This window comes from Kribbella sp. NPDC048915 (assembly GCF_040649595.1).
Classification (GTDB): domain Bacteria; phylum Actinomycetota; class Actinomycetes; order Propionibacteriales; family Kribbellaceae; genus Kribbella.
The window spans coordinates 131,686-149,359 of the sequence record NZ_JBEZFT010000006.1; the positions used below are offsets into that span (position 1 = coordinate 131,686).

General features: G+C 69.3%; 18 protein-coding genes. 4 read left to right on the top strand and 14 right to left on the bottom strand.

The genetic code is table 11. The annotated features are described in order from the left end of the window. Positions 1 to 52 precede the first annotated feature (52 nt). The 8 genes from AB0B82_RS05755 to AB0B82_RS05790 are packed head-to-tail and all read right to left on the bottom strand — an operon-like array spanning position 53 to position 7,388. Positions 53 to 1,558, bottom strand: a complete 1,506-nt coding sequence (locus tag AB0B82_RS05755) for an ABC transporter substrate-binding protein (protein WP_360162999.1) — start codon at positions 1,556 to 1,558, stop codon at positions 53 to 55. A gap of 11 nt (positions 1,559 to 1,569) precedes the next feature. Next, entirely contained in the window at positions 1,570 to 2,331 is a 762-nt protein-coding gene (locus AB0B82_RS05760; protein ID WP_360163002.1) for a hypothetical protein, read from the bottom strand. Continuing rightward, positions 2,328 to 2,924 carry a histidine phosphatase family protein gene (locus AB0B82_RS05765; protein WP_360163005.1) on the bottom strand — a complete coding sequence of 199 codons (597 nt, stop codon included), beginning with the start codon at positions 2,922 to 2,924 and terminating at the stop codon, positions 2,328 to 2,330. Before AB0B82_RS05765 ends, AB0B82_RS05760 begins: the two co-directional genes overlap by 4 nt. Further along, positions 2,921 to 3,928, bottom strand: a complete 1,008-nt coding sequence (locus AB0B82_RS05770; protein WP_360163008.1) for an oligopeptide/dipeptide ABC transporter ATP-binding protein — start codon at positions 3,926 to 3,928, stop codon at positions 2,921 to 2,923. Before AB0B82_RS05770 ends, AB0B82_RS05765 begins: the two co-directional genes overlap by 4 nt. Further along, entirely contained in the window at positions 3,918 to 4,904 is a 987-nt protein-coding gene (locus tag AB0B82_RS05775; protein ID WP_360163011.1) for an ABC transporter ATP-binding protein, read from the bottom strand. The genes AB0B82_RS05770 and AB0B82_RS05775 overlap by 11 nt, the downstream gene beginning before the upstream one ends. Further along, on the bottom strand, positions 4,904 to 5,788 hold the full coding sequence (locus tag AB0B82_RS05780) for an ABC transporter permease (protein WP_360163014.1): 885 nt from the start codon (positions 5,786 to 5,788) through the stop codon (positions 4,904 to 4,906). The genes AB0B82_RS05775 and AB0B82_RS05780 overlap by 1 nt, the downstream gene beginning before the upstream one ends. A gap of 2 nt (positions 5,789 to 5,790) precedes the next feature. Next, positions 5,791 to 6,717: a nickel ABC transporter permease gene (gene nikB, locus AB0B82_RS05785; protein ID WP_360163017.1), complete on the bottom strand. Its 927-nt coding sequence runs from the start codon at positions 6,715 to 6,717 to the stop codon at positions 5,791 to 5,793. Next, the gene (locus AB0B82_RS05790; protein ID WP_360163020.1) at positions 6,717 to 7,388 is read right to left on the bottom strand and encodes a helix-turn-helix domain-containing protein; all 672 of its coding nucleotides are present in this window, start codon (positions 7,386 to 7,388) and stop codon (positions 6,717 to 6,719) included. Before AB0B82_RS05790 ends, nikB begins: the two co-directional genes overlap by 1 nt. 164 nt (positions 7,389 to 7,552) lie before the next feature. On the opposite strand from AB0B82_RS05790, the gene AB0B82_RS05795 reads away from it, so the two are divergent. From AB0B82_RS05795 to AB0B82_RS05805, 3 genes are read left to right on the top strand one after another with little or no spacing between them, the layout of a single operon-like run. After that, complete coding sequence (locus tag AB0B82_RS05795; protein ID WP_360163023.1) at positions 7,553 to 8,497, top strand: DUF6772 family protein; 945 nt, start codon at positions 7,553 to 7,555, stop codon at positions 8,495 to 8,497. 4 nt (positions 8,498 to 8,501) lie between these two features. Then, complete coding sequence (locus AB0B82_RS05800) at positions 8,502 to 8,819, top strand: DUF6385 domain-containing protein (protein WP_360163026.1); 318 nt, start codon at positions 8,502 to 8,504, stop codon at positions 8,817 to 8,819. Between the two features lie 10 nt (positions 8,820 to 8,829). Beyond that, entirely contained in the window at positions 8,830 to 9,879 is a 1,050-nt protein-coding gene (locus AB0B82_RS05805; RefSeq protein ID WP_360163029.1) for a LacI family DNA-binding transcriptional regulator, read from the top strand. Here the strand turns inward: AB0B82_RS05805 and AB0B82_RS05810 are convergent. Genes AB0B82_RS05810 through AB0B82_RS05820 form a run of 3 tightly spaced genes read right to left on the bottom strand, consistent with a single transcriptional unit; the run spans position 9,854 to position 13,784 of the window. Further along, positions 9,854 to 11,002 (bottom strand): CoA transferase, encoded by a 1,149-nt coding sequence (locus AB0B82_RS05810; RefSeq protein WP_360163032.1) that lies wholly within the window; start codon positions 11,000 to 11,002, stop codon positions 9,854 to 9,856. The genes AB0B82_RS05805 and AB0B82_RS05810 overlap by 26 nt on opposite strands. A gap of 47 nt (positions 11,003 to 11,049) precedes the next feature. Beyond that, on the bottom strand, positions 11,050 to 11,967 hold the full coding sequence (locus AB0B82_RS05815; protein WP_360163035.1) for an alpha/beta hydrolase: 918 nt from the start codon (positions 11,965 to 11,967) through the stop codon (positions 11,050 to 11,052). Next, entirely contained in the window at positions 11,964 to 13,784 is a 1,821-nt protein-coding gene (locus tag AB0B82_RS05820; protein ID WP_360163038.1) for a hypothetical protein, read from the bottom strand. Before AB0B82_RS05820 ends, AB0B82_RS05815 begins: the two co-directional genes overlap by 4 nt. An 85-nt stretch (positions 13,785 to 13,869) precedes the next feature. Here AB0B82_RS05820 and AB0B82_RS05825 point away from each other — a divergent pair, with 85 nt between their 5' ends. Further along, positions 13,870 to 14,622, top strand: coding sequence for a MerR family transcriptional regulator (locus AB0B82_RS05825; RefSeq protein ID WP_360163041.1), 753 nt, complete (start codon positions 13,870 to 13,872; stop codon positions 14,620 to 14,622). A 17-nt stretch (positions 14,623 to 14,639) separates the two neighbouring features. On the opposite strand, the gene AB0B82_RS05830 is transcribed toward AB0B82_RS05825, so the two are convergent. Genes AB0B82_RS05830 through AB0B82_RS05840 form a run of 3 tightly spaced genes read right to left on the bottom strand, consistent with a single transcriptional unit; the run spans position 14,640 to position 17,627 of the window. Beyond that, positions 14,640 to 14,831 (bottom strand): hypothetical protein, encoded by a 192-nt coding sequence (locus tag AB0B82_RS05830; protein ID WP_360163044.1) that lies wholly within the window; start codon positions 14,829 to 14,831, stop codon positions 14,640 to 14,642. Then, entirely contained in the window at positions 14,828 to 16,126 is a 1,299-nt protein-coding gene (locus AB0B82_RS05835; RefSeq protein WP_360163047.1) for a hypothetical protein, read from the bottom strand. Before AB0B82_RS05835 ends, AB0B82_RS05830 begins: the two co-directional genes overlap by 4 nt. Positions 16,127 to 16,175: 49 nt before the next feature. Continuing rightward, positions 16,176 to 17,627 (bottom strand): NAD(P)/FAD-dependent oxidoreductase, encoded by a 1,452-nt coding sequence (locus tag AB0B82_RS05840; protein ID WP_360163050.1) that lies wholly within the window; start codon positions 17,625 to 17,627, stop codon positions 16,176 to 16,178. Positions 17,628 to 17,674: the final 47 nt, after the last annotated feature.

A 17,674-nucleotide genomic window follows, 5' to 3' on the forward strand; every position in this document is an offset into this window, starting at 1 on the left:
CGATTCGAGCGTTTCAACGCGCCCGAACCGGGGGTTCTGCATACCTGGAGGTTCAGCTCCCGGAGACACTCACCTTCGCGAACAGCGGGCGGCCGCTCGGCGGCATCACGAAGTCCTGCACCCGCGACCGCACGGCCGCGTTCGACGCGAGGTCGGCCGGGAAGATGCCGACCGCGTCGTCCCACAGGATCTGCCCGGCCTGCTGGTACAGCTTCGGCCGCTCGTTCTGGTCGACCGACGACCGCGCGTCGAGCAGCAGCTTGTCGAGCGCGGTGTTGCAGTACCCGTTCCGCTTGGCGGAGCAGACGTACAGCCGGGCCAGCGTGTAGTCGGCGTCACCAGTGCCGGTCACGTTGGTCTGCAGGTTCATGTCCCAGTTGAGCTTGCCGAAGTCCTCGAGCCACTGCGCGCGCTCCTTCTCCAGCGGCTTGACCGTGACGCCGACCTTCGCCCAGTCCGAGATCATCGCCTGCGCGAGCGCCCGGATGTTCGGCCCGCCTTCGAGCGGCCACTGCATCGACGTGCTGAACCCGTTCGGATAGCCGGCCTCGGTCAGCAGTTGCTTCGCCTTCGCCGGGTCGTAGGCGTACGGCGACAGCTTCGGCGCACCGATCACGCCCTGCGCCAGCGGTGCCTGCGCGACCGACGCGAGGTCGCCGTACAGGTCCTTCACGGTGCCTTCCAGGTTGAGCGCGTACCACATCGCCTGCCGGACGCGCTTGTCGTTGAACGGCTTGCGGTTGTGGTTGAACCAGTCGAAGTAGTACGTCCAGCTCGGCGTGGTCGAGTACGTGATCGCGTCGCTGCCCTTGACCGAACCAACCTGGTCCGGCGGGATCTGGGTCAGTACGTCGACCTCGCCGTTCTGCAATCCGGTGATCCGCCCGGCCACCTCCGGGATGTTGACGAACTCGAGCTTGGACAGCTTCGGTTCACCGTCCCAGTACGACGGGTTCGCGGCCAGCTCGAGCTTCTCGTCGGGCTGGAACGCCGTGACCGTGAACGGCCCGGTGCCGATCGGCTTGTTGAAGAACCCGTCGGTGTCGACCTTGGCGGCCGGCCCGATGAACAGCAACGTCAGCGAGCTCAGCAGCGTGCCGAGCGGCTTGCTGGTCTTCACGGTCACGGTGTGGTCGTCGGTGGCCGTGAACGACGTCACGGTCGAGTACAGCGGGACCAGCGGACCGTCGAGCTTCTTGTGCCGTTCGTACGACGCCACCACGTCCTTCGCGGTGAACGGCGTACCGTCGGAGAACTTCACCTCGGTGCGCAGCTTGAACACCCAGGTGTTCGGGTCCGGGTTCTCCCAGGAGGTGGCCAGCACCGGGACGATCTTGCCGTCCTCGACCCGGACCAGCGGCTCCATGATCTGCTGGATCGCGGTCTGCACCGCTTCCTCACCGGCGTACTTGTGGGTGTCCAGCGACACCGGGAACATCGCCGGCGCGTACCGCAGGACCTGTTCGCCGCCGTCGCCCGGTTCGCTGGCAGGTGAGCACGCGGCCACGGCGGCCAGTGCGGCGACGGCGACGGCCGCCGCGAATCGCTTCCTCAACACAGGGGTTCTCCTCAGAGCGTGTAGGTGGCGACGACCGGGTGGTGGTCGGAGGGGGCGCGGCCGTCGTGAAAGAAGTCGACGACCTCGCTGGACCGGGCGGCGAGCGGGCCGCGGGCGAAGATCCAGTCGATCGCCTTGGGAGGTGAGGCGAGCGGCGACAACCGGGTCCCGATCGGGCCGGTCGCGACCGTCGGCACCACCGGGTGGGTCACCGGGGAGTGCCGGCCGAGGGCGGTGAAACTGTCCAGGAACCCGGCGTTGCCGAGCTCCCACTGCGGTGGGCCGATGTCGTTGATGTCGACCGTGAACAGGCAGGCGCCGTCGCCGGCCAGTCGTTCGAGCTCTTCCGCGATCGCGCGGGCCTGCGTGACCCGGCGGTTGACGTGATCGGTCCGCTCGTCCGGGTGCCCCGGCCAGGTCAGGTGCGCCGTACTGAAGACGAGTTCGGTGCCGTCCGGGGTGCGCAGCCGGACCCAGAACAGGTTCGCGTCGGGCGACAGGATGCCGACGTCCTCGGCTCCGTGCTCGAGACAGGTGAACAGGTCGCGGTTCCACCACAGGTTGCTCTGCGTTTCCCAGCCGGCGGTACCGTCGACACGGTCGTGCGCCGGCAGGACGTCGTCGAGCAGCTTGCGCGTCACCGGCCGCAACTCCTGGACGGCGAGCAGATCCGGCGGGCGGATCGTGAACAGGCTCGTCAGCGCATCGCGGCGCTGCTCGAAATGGAAGTCCGCCCACAGGTTGTAGGTCATGGTCACGAAGGTGAAAGTCATCGGTCCGTCCCGGTCGGCACGTTGTACGACGTGAGTCCGTCGACGCGCAGCGTCGTGAGTGAGCAGTTGACAGGTGGATCGAGCAACATCTCGGTGCCCGCGGGCAGGTTCAGCACGGCCGCCGCCGCGACCCGGATCGGTCCGCCATGTGTCCCCACCAGCACCCGGCGCGCGCCCGACGTGCTGAGCTCCTGCACCGCCTCCCACACGCGGGCCCGCAGTTGGCGGAACGTCTCCCCGCCACCACGCGCGATGTCCGCACCGCGCGCGAACGCCTCGACGACGTCGGGCTCCTCGGCGTACACATCGGCGATCAGGCGGCCACCCCACGTGCCGACGTCGATCTCGCGCCAGCGCTTGTCGATCCGTACGTCGATGTGGTCGCGGCCGTCGAGGTACGGCTGCAAGGTCTCGGTCACCCGCTGCAGGTCGCTGGCCACCACGGCGTCGATCTCCAGCGCACGCAGGTACTCCGCGGCCGCCTTCGCCTGTTGCCGGCCGCGCGCGCTGAGGCCCGTACCTTGCTGACCCTGGTATCGCTCCTCGGCGTTCCAGAGCGATTCTCCGTGGCGGAGAAGGACGAGTTCGGTCATCGGGCGGCTCCGGTGAGTTCGGCCGCGAAGTGACATGCGGCGGGGTGCAGGTCGAGTCGGGTGGTCAGCTCGGGAACGTCCTCGGCGCAGCGCTCCTCGGCCTTCCAGCAGCGGGTCCGGAAGCGGCACCCGGACGGCGGATCCGCCGGTGACGGCACGTCGCCGCCGATGATGATCTGTTCGCGCGGCGGCTTGTCCCACGGCTTCGGGTCCGGTACGGCGGACAGCAACGCCTGCGTGTACGGGTGCAGAGGTCGCGTGAACAACTCGTCCTGGGTCGCGGTCTCGACGATCCGGCCGAGGTACATCACCGCGACCCGGTCCGAAATGTGCCGGACGACGGACAAGTCGTGGGCGATGAACAGGTACGCGAGACCGAGGTCGCGGCGCAGATCCTCGAGCAGGTTGAGGACTTGCGCCTGGACCGACACGTCGAGCGCAGACACGGCCTCGTCGCAGATGACCAGCTTCGGCCGCAGCGCGAGCGCACGGGCGATGCCGATCCGCTGCCGCTGACCGCCGGAGAACTGGTGCGGATACCGCTCGGCGTGATCGGGGTTCAGCCCGACCCGTTCAAGCAGGTCGCGAACCTCGGACCGATGCCGGTTCCGCGGTACGACGTCCGGGTGGATCTGCCACGCCTCGGCGACGATCTGCTCGACGGTCGCCCGCGGGTTCAGCGACGCGTACGGGTCCTGGAAGATCATCTGCAATTGCCGGCGCACCCGGCGCATCGATGCCTTCGGCAACGAGGTCAGCTCCTCGCCGTCGAACACGATGCTCCCGGACCGCGCCTTCTCCAAACCGATGATCGTTCGCGCGACGGTCGACTTGCCGGACCCCGACTCCCCCACCAAGCCGAGCGTCCCACCGGCCGGGATGTCGAACGAGACCCCGGCGACGGCCTGGATGTGGCCGACGGTACGGCGCAGTACGGCGGACCGCAGCGGAAAGGCCGTGTGCAGATCGCGCACCGACAGCAGCGGAGCAGTGTCAGTCGGCATGAGCGAGGGCCCCTTCCGGGTGATGGCAGGCGGCCGCGTGTTCGGCCGGTCGGCCGGGCAACGGCCGGAGCTCGGGTTCGGCGTCGGCGCAGAGCGCGTCGGCGTACGGGCACCGCGGCCGGAACGAGCAGCCGGACGGAAGCGCCAGCAGGTCCGGCGGCGAGCCCTGGATCGGAACGAGGCGCTCGCGCGGTCCCTCGATGACGGGCACCGACTCCATCAGGCCGGCGGTGTACGGGTGCCCGCTGTGCTCGTAGACCTCGCGGAGCGGGCCGCTCTCGACGACGCGTCCGGCGTACATCAGGATCACCCGGTCCGCGACGCCGGCCACGACGCCCAGGTCGTGGGTGATGAGGACCAGCGACATGCCTTCCTCGGCCTGCAACCGGGCGAGCAGGTCCATGATCTGCGCCTGCACGGTGACGTCGAGCGCGGTCGTCGGCTCGTCCGCGATCAGCAACCGTGGCGACAACGCCAGCGCCATCGCGATCATCACCCGCTGCCGCATCCCGCCGGAAAACTGGTGCGGGTAGTCGTCCAGCCGCTTCGACGCCGCCGGGATGCCGACGCGTTTCATCAGGTCGAGCGCGGCCGCCCGTGCCTCCCGGCGGGACGCGCCACGGTGCCGGCGGAACATCTCGCCGATCTGCGCGCCAACCCGGAACACCGGGTTCAGCGAGCTCAGCGGATCCTGGAAGACCATCGCGATCTCCCGGCCGCGCAGCCCTTTGGCGACACCGGGGGCGAGCAGGTCGCGGCCGTCGTACGTGATCGATCCGCCGCACACGCGTCCGGCGGGCTTCGGCACGATGCCCATCACGGCCTGCGCGGTGACGCTCTTCCCGCTGCCGGACTCCCCCAGCAGTGCCAGCGTCTCGCCCGGGGCGACGTCGAACGACGCACCGTCGACCGCGGTCACCACGCCGCCCGAGGTGGCGAACTCGACCCGCAGGTCGCGAACACTCAGTAACGCCATCACAGACTCCTCAGCCGCGGGTCGTACCGGTCGCGGAGCGCGTCGCCGAGCACGCCGAGCGAGATCACCAGGAACGCCAGCGCGATCCCCGGGATGGTCGAGATCCACCACGCGTCGGCCAGGTAGTTGCGGCCGTTCGCGATCGTCACGCCCCAGCTCGGCGTCGACGCCGGTGTCCCCAGGCCGAGGAAGCTCAGCGACGCCTCGGCGAGGATCACGTGCCCGATCTCGACCGTCGCCACGACCAGCACCGGCGCGACACAGGCGGGCAGGACGCAGCGCGTGATCAGCCGCCAGGTCCCGGCGCCGAGCGTGCGCGACGCGTCGACGAACTCGCGCCGCCGGGTCGCCAGCGCCTGCCCGCGGGCGACCCGGGCGAACGTCACCCAGTTCGCCACCGCCAGCACGATCACGACATTCACGACGGACGGGCCGAGCAGGGCGGCGATGAAGATCGCCAGCAGAATCGAGGGAAACGCCAGCTGGATGTCGGCGAGCCGCATCAGCACGCCGTCCAGCCAGCCGCCGAAGTACCCGGCCGCGAGACCGATCGTGACCCCGACCGTTCCGGCGAGCACGAGGGTGGCCAGCCCGACCGCGATCGAGATCCTTGCCCCTTGCAACATCTGGGCGAACAGGTCCTGCCCGACCTGGTCGGTGCCGAAGATCGCGTACGACCCGTCCGACAGCCGGCTGAACGGCGGCTTCAACCGGTCCGCGGTCCGGGTCGCGACCGGGTCGAACCGGAACAGCCACGGCCCGATCGCCGCGGCCACGACGTACACCGCGATCACCGCGAACCCGAACCTGATCCGGGCCGATCCGGCCCTGCTCCGGCGGCGGGTGACCGCCGGCGGAGCGGTCACGGAAAGCTCGACAGTCACAGTCAGTCACCCGCCAGACGGACCCGCGGGTCCAGGAAGCCGTAGAGAAGGTCGACGAGCAGATTGATCACCACGAAGATCGTTGCCACCAGCAAGATCGAGGCCTGGACGACGCCGTAGTCGCGACGGCCGATCGAGTCGATCAGCAGCCGCCCGACTCCCGGCCAGGCGAACACCGTCTCGACGATCACCGTGCCGCCGAGCAACGCACCGAACTGCAGGCCGACCACGGTCACGATCGGGATCAGCGCGTTCCGCAGCGCGTGCACCAAGATCACGATGCCTTCGCCGAGCCCTTTCGCCCGCGCGGTCTGCACGTAGCCCTCGTGCACGACCTCGAGCAGACCGCTGCGGGTCAACCGGACCAGGATCGCGAGGAACGGCAGCGCGAGCGTGATCGTCGGCAGCACCAGATGCGACCACGTCCCCGACCCCGCGCTCGGCAACACCTTCAGCCCGCGGGCGAACACCAGGATCAGCACGATGCCGAGCCAGAACGACGGTGTCGACTGCCCCATCAGCGAGAACACCGAGATCGTCCGGTCCACCCAGCTGTGCGCCCGCAACGCCGCGACGACACCGAGCGGCAGACCGATCAACAGCGACAGCAGCAAGGCCGTGGTCGCGAGCTGGATCGTGGCCGGAACCCGTTGCAGGACGAGGCTCATCGAGTCCGCGTTCAGCCGGAACGACTCGCCGAAGTCCAGGTGCACGACGTTCGCCAGGTACGTCGCGTACTGCTGGATCAGCGGCTGGTCGAGCCCGAGCTGAGCGCGTAACGCGTCCACCTGTGCCTGGTCGGCGTCCGGCCCGAGCATGATGTACGCCGGGTCGCCGGGCACCAGCCGCAGTACGACGAAGACGATCGTGACCGCGCCCCACAACACGAAGAGCGAGAAGAACAGCCGCCGGACGACGTACGCCCCCATCAGACGCCGTTCCTCAAGGCAGAGACCACGCGCCGGACCTCGTCGACCGAACCCTGCTGAATCAGCTCCGCACCCAGGGCGCCGGCACACGAGCCGTCCCGCGCCCGGACCGGTACGGCGACCATCCGGGGCAGCGACGCGACGGGCCGGGAATTCTGCGCGAAGCCGGTCACCCGGATCCGCTGCAGCGCATCGAGCAACTCGGGCGCTGCGTTCACCTGAGAAGCCGGCAGCGCGGACAGGTAGGCACGGCCGAGGGCACTGCGGTGCAGCGACACCGCATGGCCGGGCCGCACGGTCAGTGCTCCGAGCGACGGGCCGGGTGCAGCGTCGGCGCCGGCGACGGCGGCGACCTGCAGCACGGTGCCGGCAGACTTCGGCAGCGGTTTGGCCAGCACCACCAGGCGGCCGAGGCGGGCGCCCAGCTCGGCCAGCGCCTGCTCGGGACCGGGCCGGCGCGGCGTGGCCCGCAGTCCGGCGAGACCGTCCCGGGCGGTGTAGCGGTGATCGTCCACGCGAGCGGCCAGGCCGTGCGCGCAGAACGTCGCCAGGATCCGGTGCACGGTGCTCTTGTGCAGGCCGACGGTGCCGGCCAGCTCGGTGACGCCGTACGGGCGGTCCTCGCGATTGAGCTCGGCCAGGACGGTGAGGGCACGGCTCAGCGACTGCATGCGACCTCGATTCCGTGAACGTTAACGGTAGCGTTCATGCACCGTAGAAGCGCCCAATTTGAGTGTCAATAGATCAGCGTTGCTGAGGATGGAACGGCCAGTTGACGGCCAATTCCCGTGAACGTTAACTTCACCCAACAATCAACTTCACTGGGAGGCACTGCGTGACGACATCCGACGTACGCGCCGCGCTACTGTCCGCCGATCCCCGGCTGTCGAAGTTCAACCCGCTGCGGCGGATCCTGGCCTTCGACGAGTTCGACAGCGGCACGCACGGCTGGACCGAGCTGCTCGGCAACTACAACGGCCGCGGCGACCTCAGCACGGTCGACGACCACATGCGCGACTTCCGGCCGCCCCAGCTGTCGGCCTGCAACTTCTTCGACATCGGGACGCACGGCGCGCTCAGCGGTACGTACGCGCTGAAGCTCGCGACCCGCCCGTACAAGGGCCACACGGCGGTCGCGATCCGCCGGCTCACGATGAGCGGCCGCGGCCTGGTCCAACTGGAGACCTACTTCACCTTCAAGTCCGAGGCGACCCTCGGCGGCGGTGCCGAGCTGGACAGCTTCGGCGACGTGCAGTGGGACGGCAACACCCATCCGTCCGAGGCACAGTTCGGCGCGTTCACGGTCGCGACCGACCTGTGCGGCGACGGCGGACTGCGGTACCACACCGTCGCGCGCTACCAGAACACCGATCTGGACAACCACTTCACCAGGCGGTGGATGGCGCCGACGGTCCCCGAGCCGACGCCGCGCGAGCACTTCGAGGGCAAGGTGAAGCTGGAGTACGCCGCCGACTTCACCGCGCCGAACCCGGAGGACTGGCAGCCGTTCGGCGAGCCGCAGGAGCTCTGCTACAACGAGGTGCCGACCAAGGTGAACTGGCACTACCTGCGCTGGCTGATCGACACGGAGAACCGCAAGAACGTGGAACTGCAGGTCAACGACCGGGTGATGGACATGAGCGACGTCCCGGTCCCGCCGTACGAGGAGCGCTACGAGACCCTCGAGAACCTGCTGAACTTCTACTTCTCGGTGCGCACCCACAGCGCGGTGCGGAACTTCCTCTTCCTCGACTCCGTCCTCATCTCGGTTGATTGGTAGGCCCATGCGACAGTCCATGACGGCGGTGCTGGAACGCGACACCACCTTCGACACCGGCTTCGCCACCGAGCCGTACGAGGTCGCCTGGGCCGGTGAGGCACGCTGGTTCGTGCAGCACGTCGGCGGCGACGGTACGGCGACGTACGTGACCCAGGTGTCCCCCGACGGGATCACCTGGTGCGACCTCGACGGCACCGAGCACGTGGTCGAGCCAGGCACACTGGTGTCCTGGACGGCCACGGGGTTCGGTCACTGGCTGCGACTGCGAGCTAAGGTCGAGGGCTCGGTGCAGGTACGGATCCACCTGGCCGTGAAGGCGTAGAGGGGGCTGAATGACAGAGGGGCCGCGGCCGCGGCCGACGTTGCGGGACATCGCGACGGCGCTCGGCCTGTCGGTGAACACGGTGTCGCGGGCGCTCGGTGACAAGGACAGCGTCAGCGCAGCCACCCGGGCCGCCGTGCAGGCGGAGGCGGCGCGGATCGGGTACGTCCCGAACACCCTGGCGCGGTCGCTCGTGCTCGGATCCGCGATGACGCTCGGCCTGGTCATCACCAACCCCTCGAACCCGTTCTACGCACAGCTGATCAGCAGCATCGAACTCCGGGTCCGCGCCCAGGGGTACTCGCTGCTGCTGCTCGTCACCGACGAGAGCGTAGAGAACGAGCAGCGCGCCACCGAGGCGTTGCTGCGCTCCGCGGTCGACGGCGCCGTGGTGGTCCCGGTGCAGGCCGAGTGGGACCACTGGCGCCGCGTCCGCGACAGCGGGATCCCGCTGGTGTTCGTCAACCGGGACGTGCCCGAACTCGACTGCGACATGGTCGGCGTCGACTACGAGCGCGGTGCGTACGAGGCGACCAGCCACCTGATCGCCGACGGCGCCCGGCGGCTGATGCTGATCGAGGAGGACCTGCCGATCACCACGACCGCCGACCGGATCGCCGGCTTCCGGCGGGCGATGGCCGACGGCGGTCTCGACGTCCCGGCGGACGCCGTACTCACCGTGCCGACGCGTCGGTACGACTCGCTCGCGCTGCCCTGGCAGCCGGAGGAGTCGTACCGCCTCGCACAGTCACTCGAGCTGCCCGATGCCATTGTCACGGGCAACGACTACTTCGCCCTCGGTCTGCTCAAGGTGCTCGCCGAGCGCGGCCTGCAGGTGCCGCACGACGTGGCGATCACCGGGTACGGCGACCACCCGTACGCGGCGTACCTGCAACCGCCGCTGACCACTGTCCGGCTGCCGGCCGCCGAGGTCGGGACCGCCGCGGTCGACCTGCTGATGCAGCGGTTGAAGACATCGGGCGCCGAGCGGCCGCGCAAGACGCTGATCCGCCCGGAGCTGGTGGTGCGGGCCTCTACTCGGAATCCAGCCAGGCTCTGACCGACTCGTTGTGCTCACCGAGCCGCGGCGGCGCCAGGTTGGTCTCGCGCGCGCCGGCGTACGGATTGTCGTCGAAACGCAGCGGCGGGCCGGGCAGCTGGATGCGGCCGAGGGTGGGATGGTCGACCTCGACGAGCAGGCCTTGGGAACGGGTCTGCTCCCACTCGTAGACCTGCTGGAAGTCGCGGACCTTGCCGGCCGGAATGCCCTTGTCCGCAAGGCGTTCCAGCCAGAAATCAGCAGACTTCGCGGCGAACGCTTCCTCGATCGCGGCGGTCAGCTCGTCCCGGTGCGCCACCCGCGCCGAGTTGGCGGCGAAGCGCTCGTCCGCCGGATCGAGGCCGACGATCGGGGCGAACAGCCGCCACAGTCCTTCACTGCCGATCGCCACCTGCACGATGTCGTCCTGCGTCCGGAACAGGCCGTACGGCGCGATCTGCGCGTGGTGATTACCGACCCGCTGGGGCAGCTCGTGCGCGACCGTCCATCTCGTCCCGTGGAACGCGTGCACGCCGACAACCGAGGCGAGCAGGCTCGTCCGGACGACACGGCCCTTGCCGGTGATCGACCGTTCGTGCAGGGCGGCGAGTGCGCCGTACGCGCCGTACATCCCGGCCAGCAGGTCGACAATCGGGGCACCGACCTTGGTCGGCTCGGTCTCGCCGGTGATGCTCATCAGGCCACCCTCGCCCTGGGCGATCTGGTCGTACCCGGCCCGGCCGCCCTCCGGTCCGTCGTGGCCGAAGCCGGTGATCGAGAGGATCACCAGGCCCGGGTTGAGCTCGTGCAGCCGCTCGGTGGAGAAACCCAGCCGGTCGAGGACGCCGGGGCGGAAGTTCTCCAGCAGGATGTCGGCCTTGCGGACCAGCTTGGTGAGGAACTCCTTGCCCTCGTCGCTCTTCAGGTCGGCGGTCACGGACTCCTTGTTCCGGTTCGCCGACAGGTAGTACGTCGACTCGCCGGCCACGAACGGCGGACCCCAGCCGCGGCTGTCGTCACCGCCGTTCGGCGTCTCGACCTTGATCACCCGGGCGCCGAGGTCGCCCAGCATCATCGCCGCGTGCGGTCCGGCGAGCGCGCGGGTCAGATCCACGACCACGACATCGGAGAGAAGGTTCTGCACGCCCCCGAGCGTAGGCGAGGACGCCGTGCCGCACCGTGACGCGATTCTCAGCCGACTCGGGCTTTGCGTGCCAGCGAGGCCAGGCGGTGGGTGACGTCGCGGGGGCGTTCCTGCATCAGCATGTGGCCGGCGCCCGGGTACATCCACAGCCGCGCGGACGGCAGCTGGGCCGCGATCCGGTTCGCGTGCCGCGGCGGGAGCAGGCGGTCCCGGGTGCCGTGCATCACCTCGACCGGCAGCTGATCGAGCACCTTCAAAGCGTCGGCCTTGTCGTGGTGCAGGATCGCCTCGAAGAACCCGCCGTACGACGGCCCCGGCACGACGGCCAGGTCCTCGAGAAACAGCTCCACCTCAGCCGAATCCGGCTTCTTCCCGAACACCAGCCGTCGCAACCCCGACCGCTGCACCTGAGCACTCAACGGCTTCCCCGCCGGGCGGCGGTCTCGGCGGGCGCCGACGAGGTTCATGGCACGGGGAGCAAGAGCGGCGGCGGCTGGTTCGAGACGTTTGGGCAGGCCCAGCGCGCCGGCAGTGATCTGCCCGGACGACGTACTGATCAAGGCGGTCGCGCGGATCCGGGAGCCGAAGAGCTCCGGATGCCGGTCGGCGAGCGTCATGAGCGTCATGCCGCCCATCGAGTGACCGGCGTACACGACCGGCCCGTCACCGACGACCGAATCGAGCACCGTCACCAGATCGTCCGCGAGCTGCTCGATCCGCATCGTGCCCGGCGGTGCCGCGTCGGAGCGCCCGTGTCCGCGATGGTCGTAGCTGACCACCCGCACCTCGTCGCGGCCGAGAACGTCCGGCAGCGTCTCGACCTGGTTGTGCCAGGAGCGGGTCGAACACGTCCACCCGTGCACCAGCAGCACCGTCACCGGCGCGTCCGCGGGCCCGGTGACCTCGACGTTCAGCCGTACTCCGTCCGGAGTCGTGACCCCGACGTGTTCCAACTGGATCGTCACACAATCTCCCGTTCGCGTTCCCCGGCCAGGTGCGCCGCTCGCATCCGCCCGCCGCGGGCGCCGCGCCCGACCAGCCAGATGATTCCGGCTACCTCGAGCAGCCCGACGACCGCGAGCAGCGCGTACCCGGCGTTCCACATCCATCGTGGCACGTCCGTGCGCTCCTCGCGCCGCAGGACCTGCTGCTCATGGACGAACTGGACGGTCTGACCGTCCGAGACCTGGACCGCGGGCTTCCCGAGCTCGGCGTCCTCCGGCGCGTACACCCAGCTCGCCACGAGGTCCCGTTGCCCCTGGTGCAGGCGGATCATCGACTTCCACTTGCCGTACATCGGCACCGGCTCGGGCGAACGGTACGTGCCGTCGGCAACCTTCTCCATCCGGTGGTACTCCAGACCGCCGCCCTGCCAGGCGAGCGCCTCGAACCACCGCGCCCCCGCAGCCGCGTCGGCAGGTGTCAGCGTCACCGTGACGTACGCCGTCGGCTCGGATCCGGTGGCCACTCGATCCAGCGACACGACTCCGGAAACGCCCGCGTCGGCGGTCCGCGGGACGCAGAAGAACACGATCGCCACGACCGCGATCAGTCCGGCCGCGCCCAGTTGGTGGGTACGCCGGACCGCCGGCGGCCGGATGTGCTTGATCCCGAGCGCACCCTGATCGCCCGCGACCTCGGCGTACCGCGTCGCGAGCCAGGCGCCGATCAAACCGGCACCGGCACCGACGAACACGCCGTACCCGAGTGCAGACGGCAGCAGCGACGACGGCCACGGGATCGGCATCCAGACGTGGCTCCAGGCATACTCCGCGACCACGCCGACGGTGCCGATCAGCACACCGCCGACCACACCGAGCCGGAAGCGCGCCTTGTTGCCGAGGGCAAGCGCCACGGCCTCGACCAGCACCGCCTCGACGATCAGCAGCGGGAAGTGCCCGACGATCTGGCCGAGCGGCTCGGCCACCGCCCAGGCGATCCCGCCGCGGATCACCAGGTACACCGCCAGCGCGGCGAAGGTGCTGCCCGGACCGCGCCGCGCGCGCAGAATCGTGAACGCCATCGCGGCGCCGAAGACGATCAGCAACGGCTGCAGGATCAGCGGGAACTGCGGTACGCCGTAGTTGTACTCGGTGCTGAACAGATCCCAGGCGATCAGCAACGCGCCGACCGACACGATCTCCTGGAACAGCCGGCGCTTGTTCGGGCCGACGAGCTGCTCGACCTCCGCGAGCGCGAGCAGCCGCGCGAAGATCGAGAAGACCACGCCGCCGATCATCAGCAGATGCGTCGGCCCCCACAGCGTCACGTCCTCGCCGAACAACCGGTGCCAGACGTCGTCGAGCGGGAAGCCGACCAGCGCGAACGTGCCGCAGACCGTGACCAGCGCGGCGCTGCACGGGATCCGCCAGCCCTTCGCGAGCCGGATCGTCCGGGCCGGCAGCGGCTTGCCGGCCAGCGCGATCGGCAGCACGCCGGCCACGATCACGCCGAGGATCCCGAAGAAGATCGGATAGTGCGCGGGCGTCCCGAACGGGCCGGTGTCGCGGCCACGGGCGATGTGCACCGCGATGTCCCACCACACTCCGAACGCGCAGGCGAGCAGCGAGACGGCATGCAGGTACGGCGTCAGCGCGGCCCAGCGCGGGACGCCGTCCAGCCGTCCGACGGTCTCCGCGAACCTGCTGACGAGCGTGACCCGGCCGGTCCGTTCGCGCCACAGCAGGACGGCGAGGGCGACGTACAGCAGGCCGACCAGGCCGGTGACGATCGCGATCTGGTCGAACGTCGCCGTACCGGTGGTCGCGAGCGGGATGGCCATCGACTGGCTCCTTCGGGACATGGATCATGCGCCATAGTGCATGTTACATCCCCTATGTAACGTCGAGTCTGGAAGACTGTCAAGAGTGGAACGCAACGCGGACGAGGAGCTCACCGTCGACCAGCTCGCCGCCAAGGTGGGCATGACGGTCCGGAACGTGCGGGCCTACGCCGGGCGCGGGCTGATCCCGCCGCCGCGGCTGGTCGGCCGGACGGGGTACTACGGCCAGGACCACGTCGCCCGGCTGACGCTGGTCCGCGAACTGCTGGCCAAGGGCTACACGCTGGCCGCGGTCGAGCGGATGATGAGCGAACTGCCCGATGGCGCGCTGGCGCTCGGCGTGTTCGAGACCCTGGTGAACCCGTGGACGCCGGCGGAGCCCGAAGAGCTCGACGAGCACCAGCTGGCCGAGTGGGCCGGCGTACCGCACGACCCGGCGGTGATCGAGCGCCTGGTCGAGCTGGGCATCGCCGAACGGCTCGACTCCGGCCGGCTGCGGATCCCGAACCCCGACCTGCTCCGCACCGGGCTGGAAGTGATCAAGCTCGGCGTGCCGATGGACGCGATCTTCACCATGCTGCCGAAGCTGTTCGAACAGGCCGACGCGGTCGCGAAGACGTACGTCGAGTTGTTTCGGTCGACGGTGTGGCGCGATTTCACCGACGCCGGCATGCCCGCCGAGGGCTGGCCGGAGATCCAGCGCACGCTCGAAGGGATCATCCCGCTGGCCGGGCAGGCGCTGGTCGCCGCGTTCCGCGAGGCGATGGCGCGCGAGATCGAACAGGTCGCCTACGAGGAGCTCGGGCTCGACCGCAAGACGCTGCCCTCGACCGGCTGAGAGAACCCTGCCGGGTCTCAGTCCATGTGGACCCGGGGCGGCACTTGCCGGTCGGGCGGCAGATCGCCCAGGTCGGCGTCCCACTCGTCCTCGTCGTCGGGGACCGCAGCCTCGTTGCGGCGCGCGATCCGCACGAACGCCAGGATCAACAGGATCGGCCCGAGCACCATCGCGGTCTCCGGAATGCCACCCATGTGCAGCGGCGTCATGACGCACTCACCAGCGCGATCCCACCGGCCGTGAACGCCACCATCGCCGCGAGCATCGGGTACTGCGCCCTGCGCAACTCGCGCCGCCGGAACAGCCAGGTCGCGCGATCGTGCGCCGACACCACCCCGAGCACATGCCCGACGACAATGGCCCCGACCTGAACCCCGGCGATGAACCCGGTCCCGAGGAACGTGTAGTCGATCTCCCGCCCGCTGGTCCCGAACAAGTCCCAGCCGCGCCCGAACGGGTCAGACGCGAGCAGCCAGCCGTCCTGCCCCTGGAACATCGCGAACGAGAAGTAGTGCGCGACGGAATACCCGATCGCGATCGGTACCAGCGAATGCACGAACGCACCGGGCAGACCCGCCGAACCGAGGGCGCCGGGACGGAGCTGTGCCGCGCCGGTCGCGCGCGCCGCCAGCAGGAACAGCGCCGTGACGATCGCGACCGCGCCGATCAGCCCGGCCGAGGCGACCGGGATGTGCGGAAGGTTGCCGGTCAGCCGCGTCCACAGCGACCAGCGGGAGATGCCGTCGAACGCGGTCGAGCCGAGCAGCAGGCACAACAGCCCGACGATGCCCGGTTGCTGCGGCATCGTGGCCAACCCCGCCAGCGGGTTCCGCAGGACGAGTTGTCCATCCTCCCGTCCGAGCGGACTCAGCCGCGCGAGTACGTCGGCGTACACCTCGAAGCTGTCCCCGACGGCGAACCAGGACGGCCCGTAAATGATGCCTGCCGCAACATTCACCGCCGCGTAGACGGTGATCGCTGTCGCGACGACGCGGGGTTCGGACGCGCTGGGGTACACGAGTTCCAGCCACACGAAGCCCGCCATTCCCGCGACAGCCGGCCAGTACGCGACCCGTTGCGGCAGCTGCTTGTGCGAGGTACGCCGTACCAGACCGGCGAGGGTACGCAGCGGATTGGCCAGCCGCCAGATCGGGCCGAACAGCAGCGAGAGCGGGATGATGCCGACCCAGATCCAGACGTACAGCCAGGTCGGTGCGGGATTGCCGGTCGAGTCGCCCAGCCACGCCGCGCCGAGCAGCACCGCGAGCGCGGCCACACCTGCGACCTTGAGGACGACGCGGGTCGCGGGGCTGTCGACGAAGCGGGTCAGCCGGCCGAGCGGCCGGCCCGTGGTCCCCTCGAACCGCGGGCGCGACCAGAACGCGGCGAGCGCGAAGAACGACACCGCGACCGCGGCGCCGGCGGAGTAGATCGCCAGCCACAGCGGTACCGGCAGGTCCCCTCGACCACCGATCCCGTGCAGCGGCAGGAGCAACTCCAGCACGCGCCGCCTCCGATCCGTATCCGACGGATCGAATGTAACACGCTCAATGTCACATAGCGAGCGTTCGATACTCGGCGGGATCGAACCGGCGGGTGAGCTGCCGGAACCGGAACGTGAAGGACGGCCAGAGCGTGGTGTTGCGCCCCGCGGAATCGAGGTACCAACTTGTGCACCCGCCACGCGTCCAGACCGTGTTCCGCATCGAGGAGCGCACCTGGTCGACGAACGCGCGCTGCACCTCCGGGCGGACCTCGACCTCACGAAGACCCCGTACATCCATGGTCTTCAGCGCGTCCAGGATGTAGGCGATCTGCGACTCGATCATGAACACCATCGAGCTGTGCCCGAGACCGGTGTTCGGACCGATCAGCAGGAAGAAGTTCGGGAAGCCCGCAACCGCCGTACCGAGATGGGCCTGCATGCCGTCCGCCCACGCTTCGCGCAGCGAGACGCCGCCGCGGCCGTACACCATGTCCATCACCGGCAGGTCGGTCACTTTGAAGCCGGTGCCGTAGATGATCGTGTCGACCTCGTGTTTCACGCCATCGGTGGTGACGACGCCGTTCGGCGCCACCTGGGCGATCCCGTCGGTGACCACCTCGACGTTCGGCTGCGCGACGGCCGGGTAGTAGTCGTCGGAGATCAGCACGCGCTTGCAGCCGAGCGTGAAGTCCGGCGTCAGCTTCACCCGCAGCAGCGGGTCGCGGACCTGCTGCGCGAGATGTTTCTCGGCCACCTTCTGTGCCTGCTTCATGAGTGCCGGCAGCTTGGCGAACCCGAGCACCATCGACTCGCGCCCCCAGTAGATCGCGGCCCGCACCGCCTTCTGCACCAGCGGGAACCGGCGATAGATCGCCCGCTCCGCCGCGGTGATCTTGCGGTCGGGACGCGGCATCACCCACGGCGCGGTGCGCTGGAACAGATGCAGTTCCTCAACCTCCGGCTGGATCGCCGGCACGAACTGGATCGCCGACGCCCCGGTCCCGATCACGGCGACCTTGCGACCGCTCAGGTTCAGATCATGATTCCAGCGCGAGGAGTGGAACACCTCGCCCTCGAAGTCCTCGATCCCCGGCAGCTTCGGGAACGACGGTTCCGCCAGCGGACCCATCCCGGACAGCAGCATGTCCGCGACGAACACCCCCTGGTCGGTCGCGATGTGCCACGCGCCGTCCTCCCAGCGCGCCGACTCCACCGTGTGGTTGAAGCGGATGTGCGGACGGATCCCGAACCGGTCGGTGACGTTGCGCAGGTACTGCTCGATCTCCGGCTGCGGCGAGAACGTCGACGACCACTCCGGGTTGGGCGCGAACGAGAACGAATACAGGTGCGACGGCACATCACACCGACAGCCCGGGTACGTGTTGTCACGCCAGGTCCCGCCGACGTCGCCGGCGCGCTCGAGGATCACGAAGTCGTCGTACCCGGCCTGCTTCAGCCGGACCGCCATCCCGATCCCCGCGAACCCGGTCCCGATCACCACGATCCGATGCCTGCGCACGTTCGATCCTCCAGCCGGTCGGAACTTACTCGAAGTAAGTTACTCGG

Bases quoted from the DNA above. Each gene is read 5' to 3' on its own strand.
- AB0B82_RS05790 (WP_360163020.1), bottom strand. From the start codon at position 7,388: ATGCAGTCGCTGAGCCGTGCCCTCACCGTCCTGGCCGAGCTCAATCGC.
- AB0B82_RS05805 (WP_360163029.1), top strand. From the start codon at position 8,830: ATGACAGAGGGGCCGCGGCCGCGGCCGACGTTGCGGGACATCGCGACG.
- AB0B82_RS05770 (WP_360163008.1), bottom strand. From the start codon at position 3,928: ATGCCGACTGACACTGCTCCGCTGCTGTCGGTGCGCGATCTGCACACG.
- AB0B82_RS05765 (WP_360163005.1), bottom strand. From the start codon at position 2,924: ATGACCGAACTCGTCCTTCTCCGCCACGGAGAATCGCTCTGGAACGCC.
- AB0B82_RS05820 (WP_360163038.1), bottom strand. From the start codon at position 13,784: ATGGCCATCCCGCTCGCGACCACCGGTACGGCGACGTTCGACCAGATC.
- nikB (WP_360163017.1), bottom strand. From the start codon at position 6,717: ATGGGGGCGTACGTCGTCCGGCGGCTGTTCTTCTCGCTCTTCGTGTTG.
- AB0B82_RS05800 (WP_360163026.1), top strand. From the start codon at position 8,502: ATGCGACAGTCCATGACGGCGGTGCTGGAACGCGACACCACCTTCGAC.
- AB0B82_RS05760 (WP_360163002.1), bottom strand. From the start codon at position 2,331: ATGACTTTCACCTTCGTGACCATGACCTACAACCTGTGGGCGGACTTC.
- AB0B82_RS05830 (WP_360163044.1), bottom strand. From the start codon at position 14,831: ATGACGCCGCTGCACATGGGTGGCATTCCGGAGACCGCGATGGTGCTC.
- AB0B82_RS05775 (WP_360163011.1), bottom strand. From the start codon at position 4,904: ATGGCGTTACTGAGTGTTCGCGACCTGCGGGTCGAGTTCGCCACCTCG.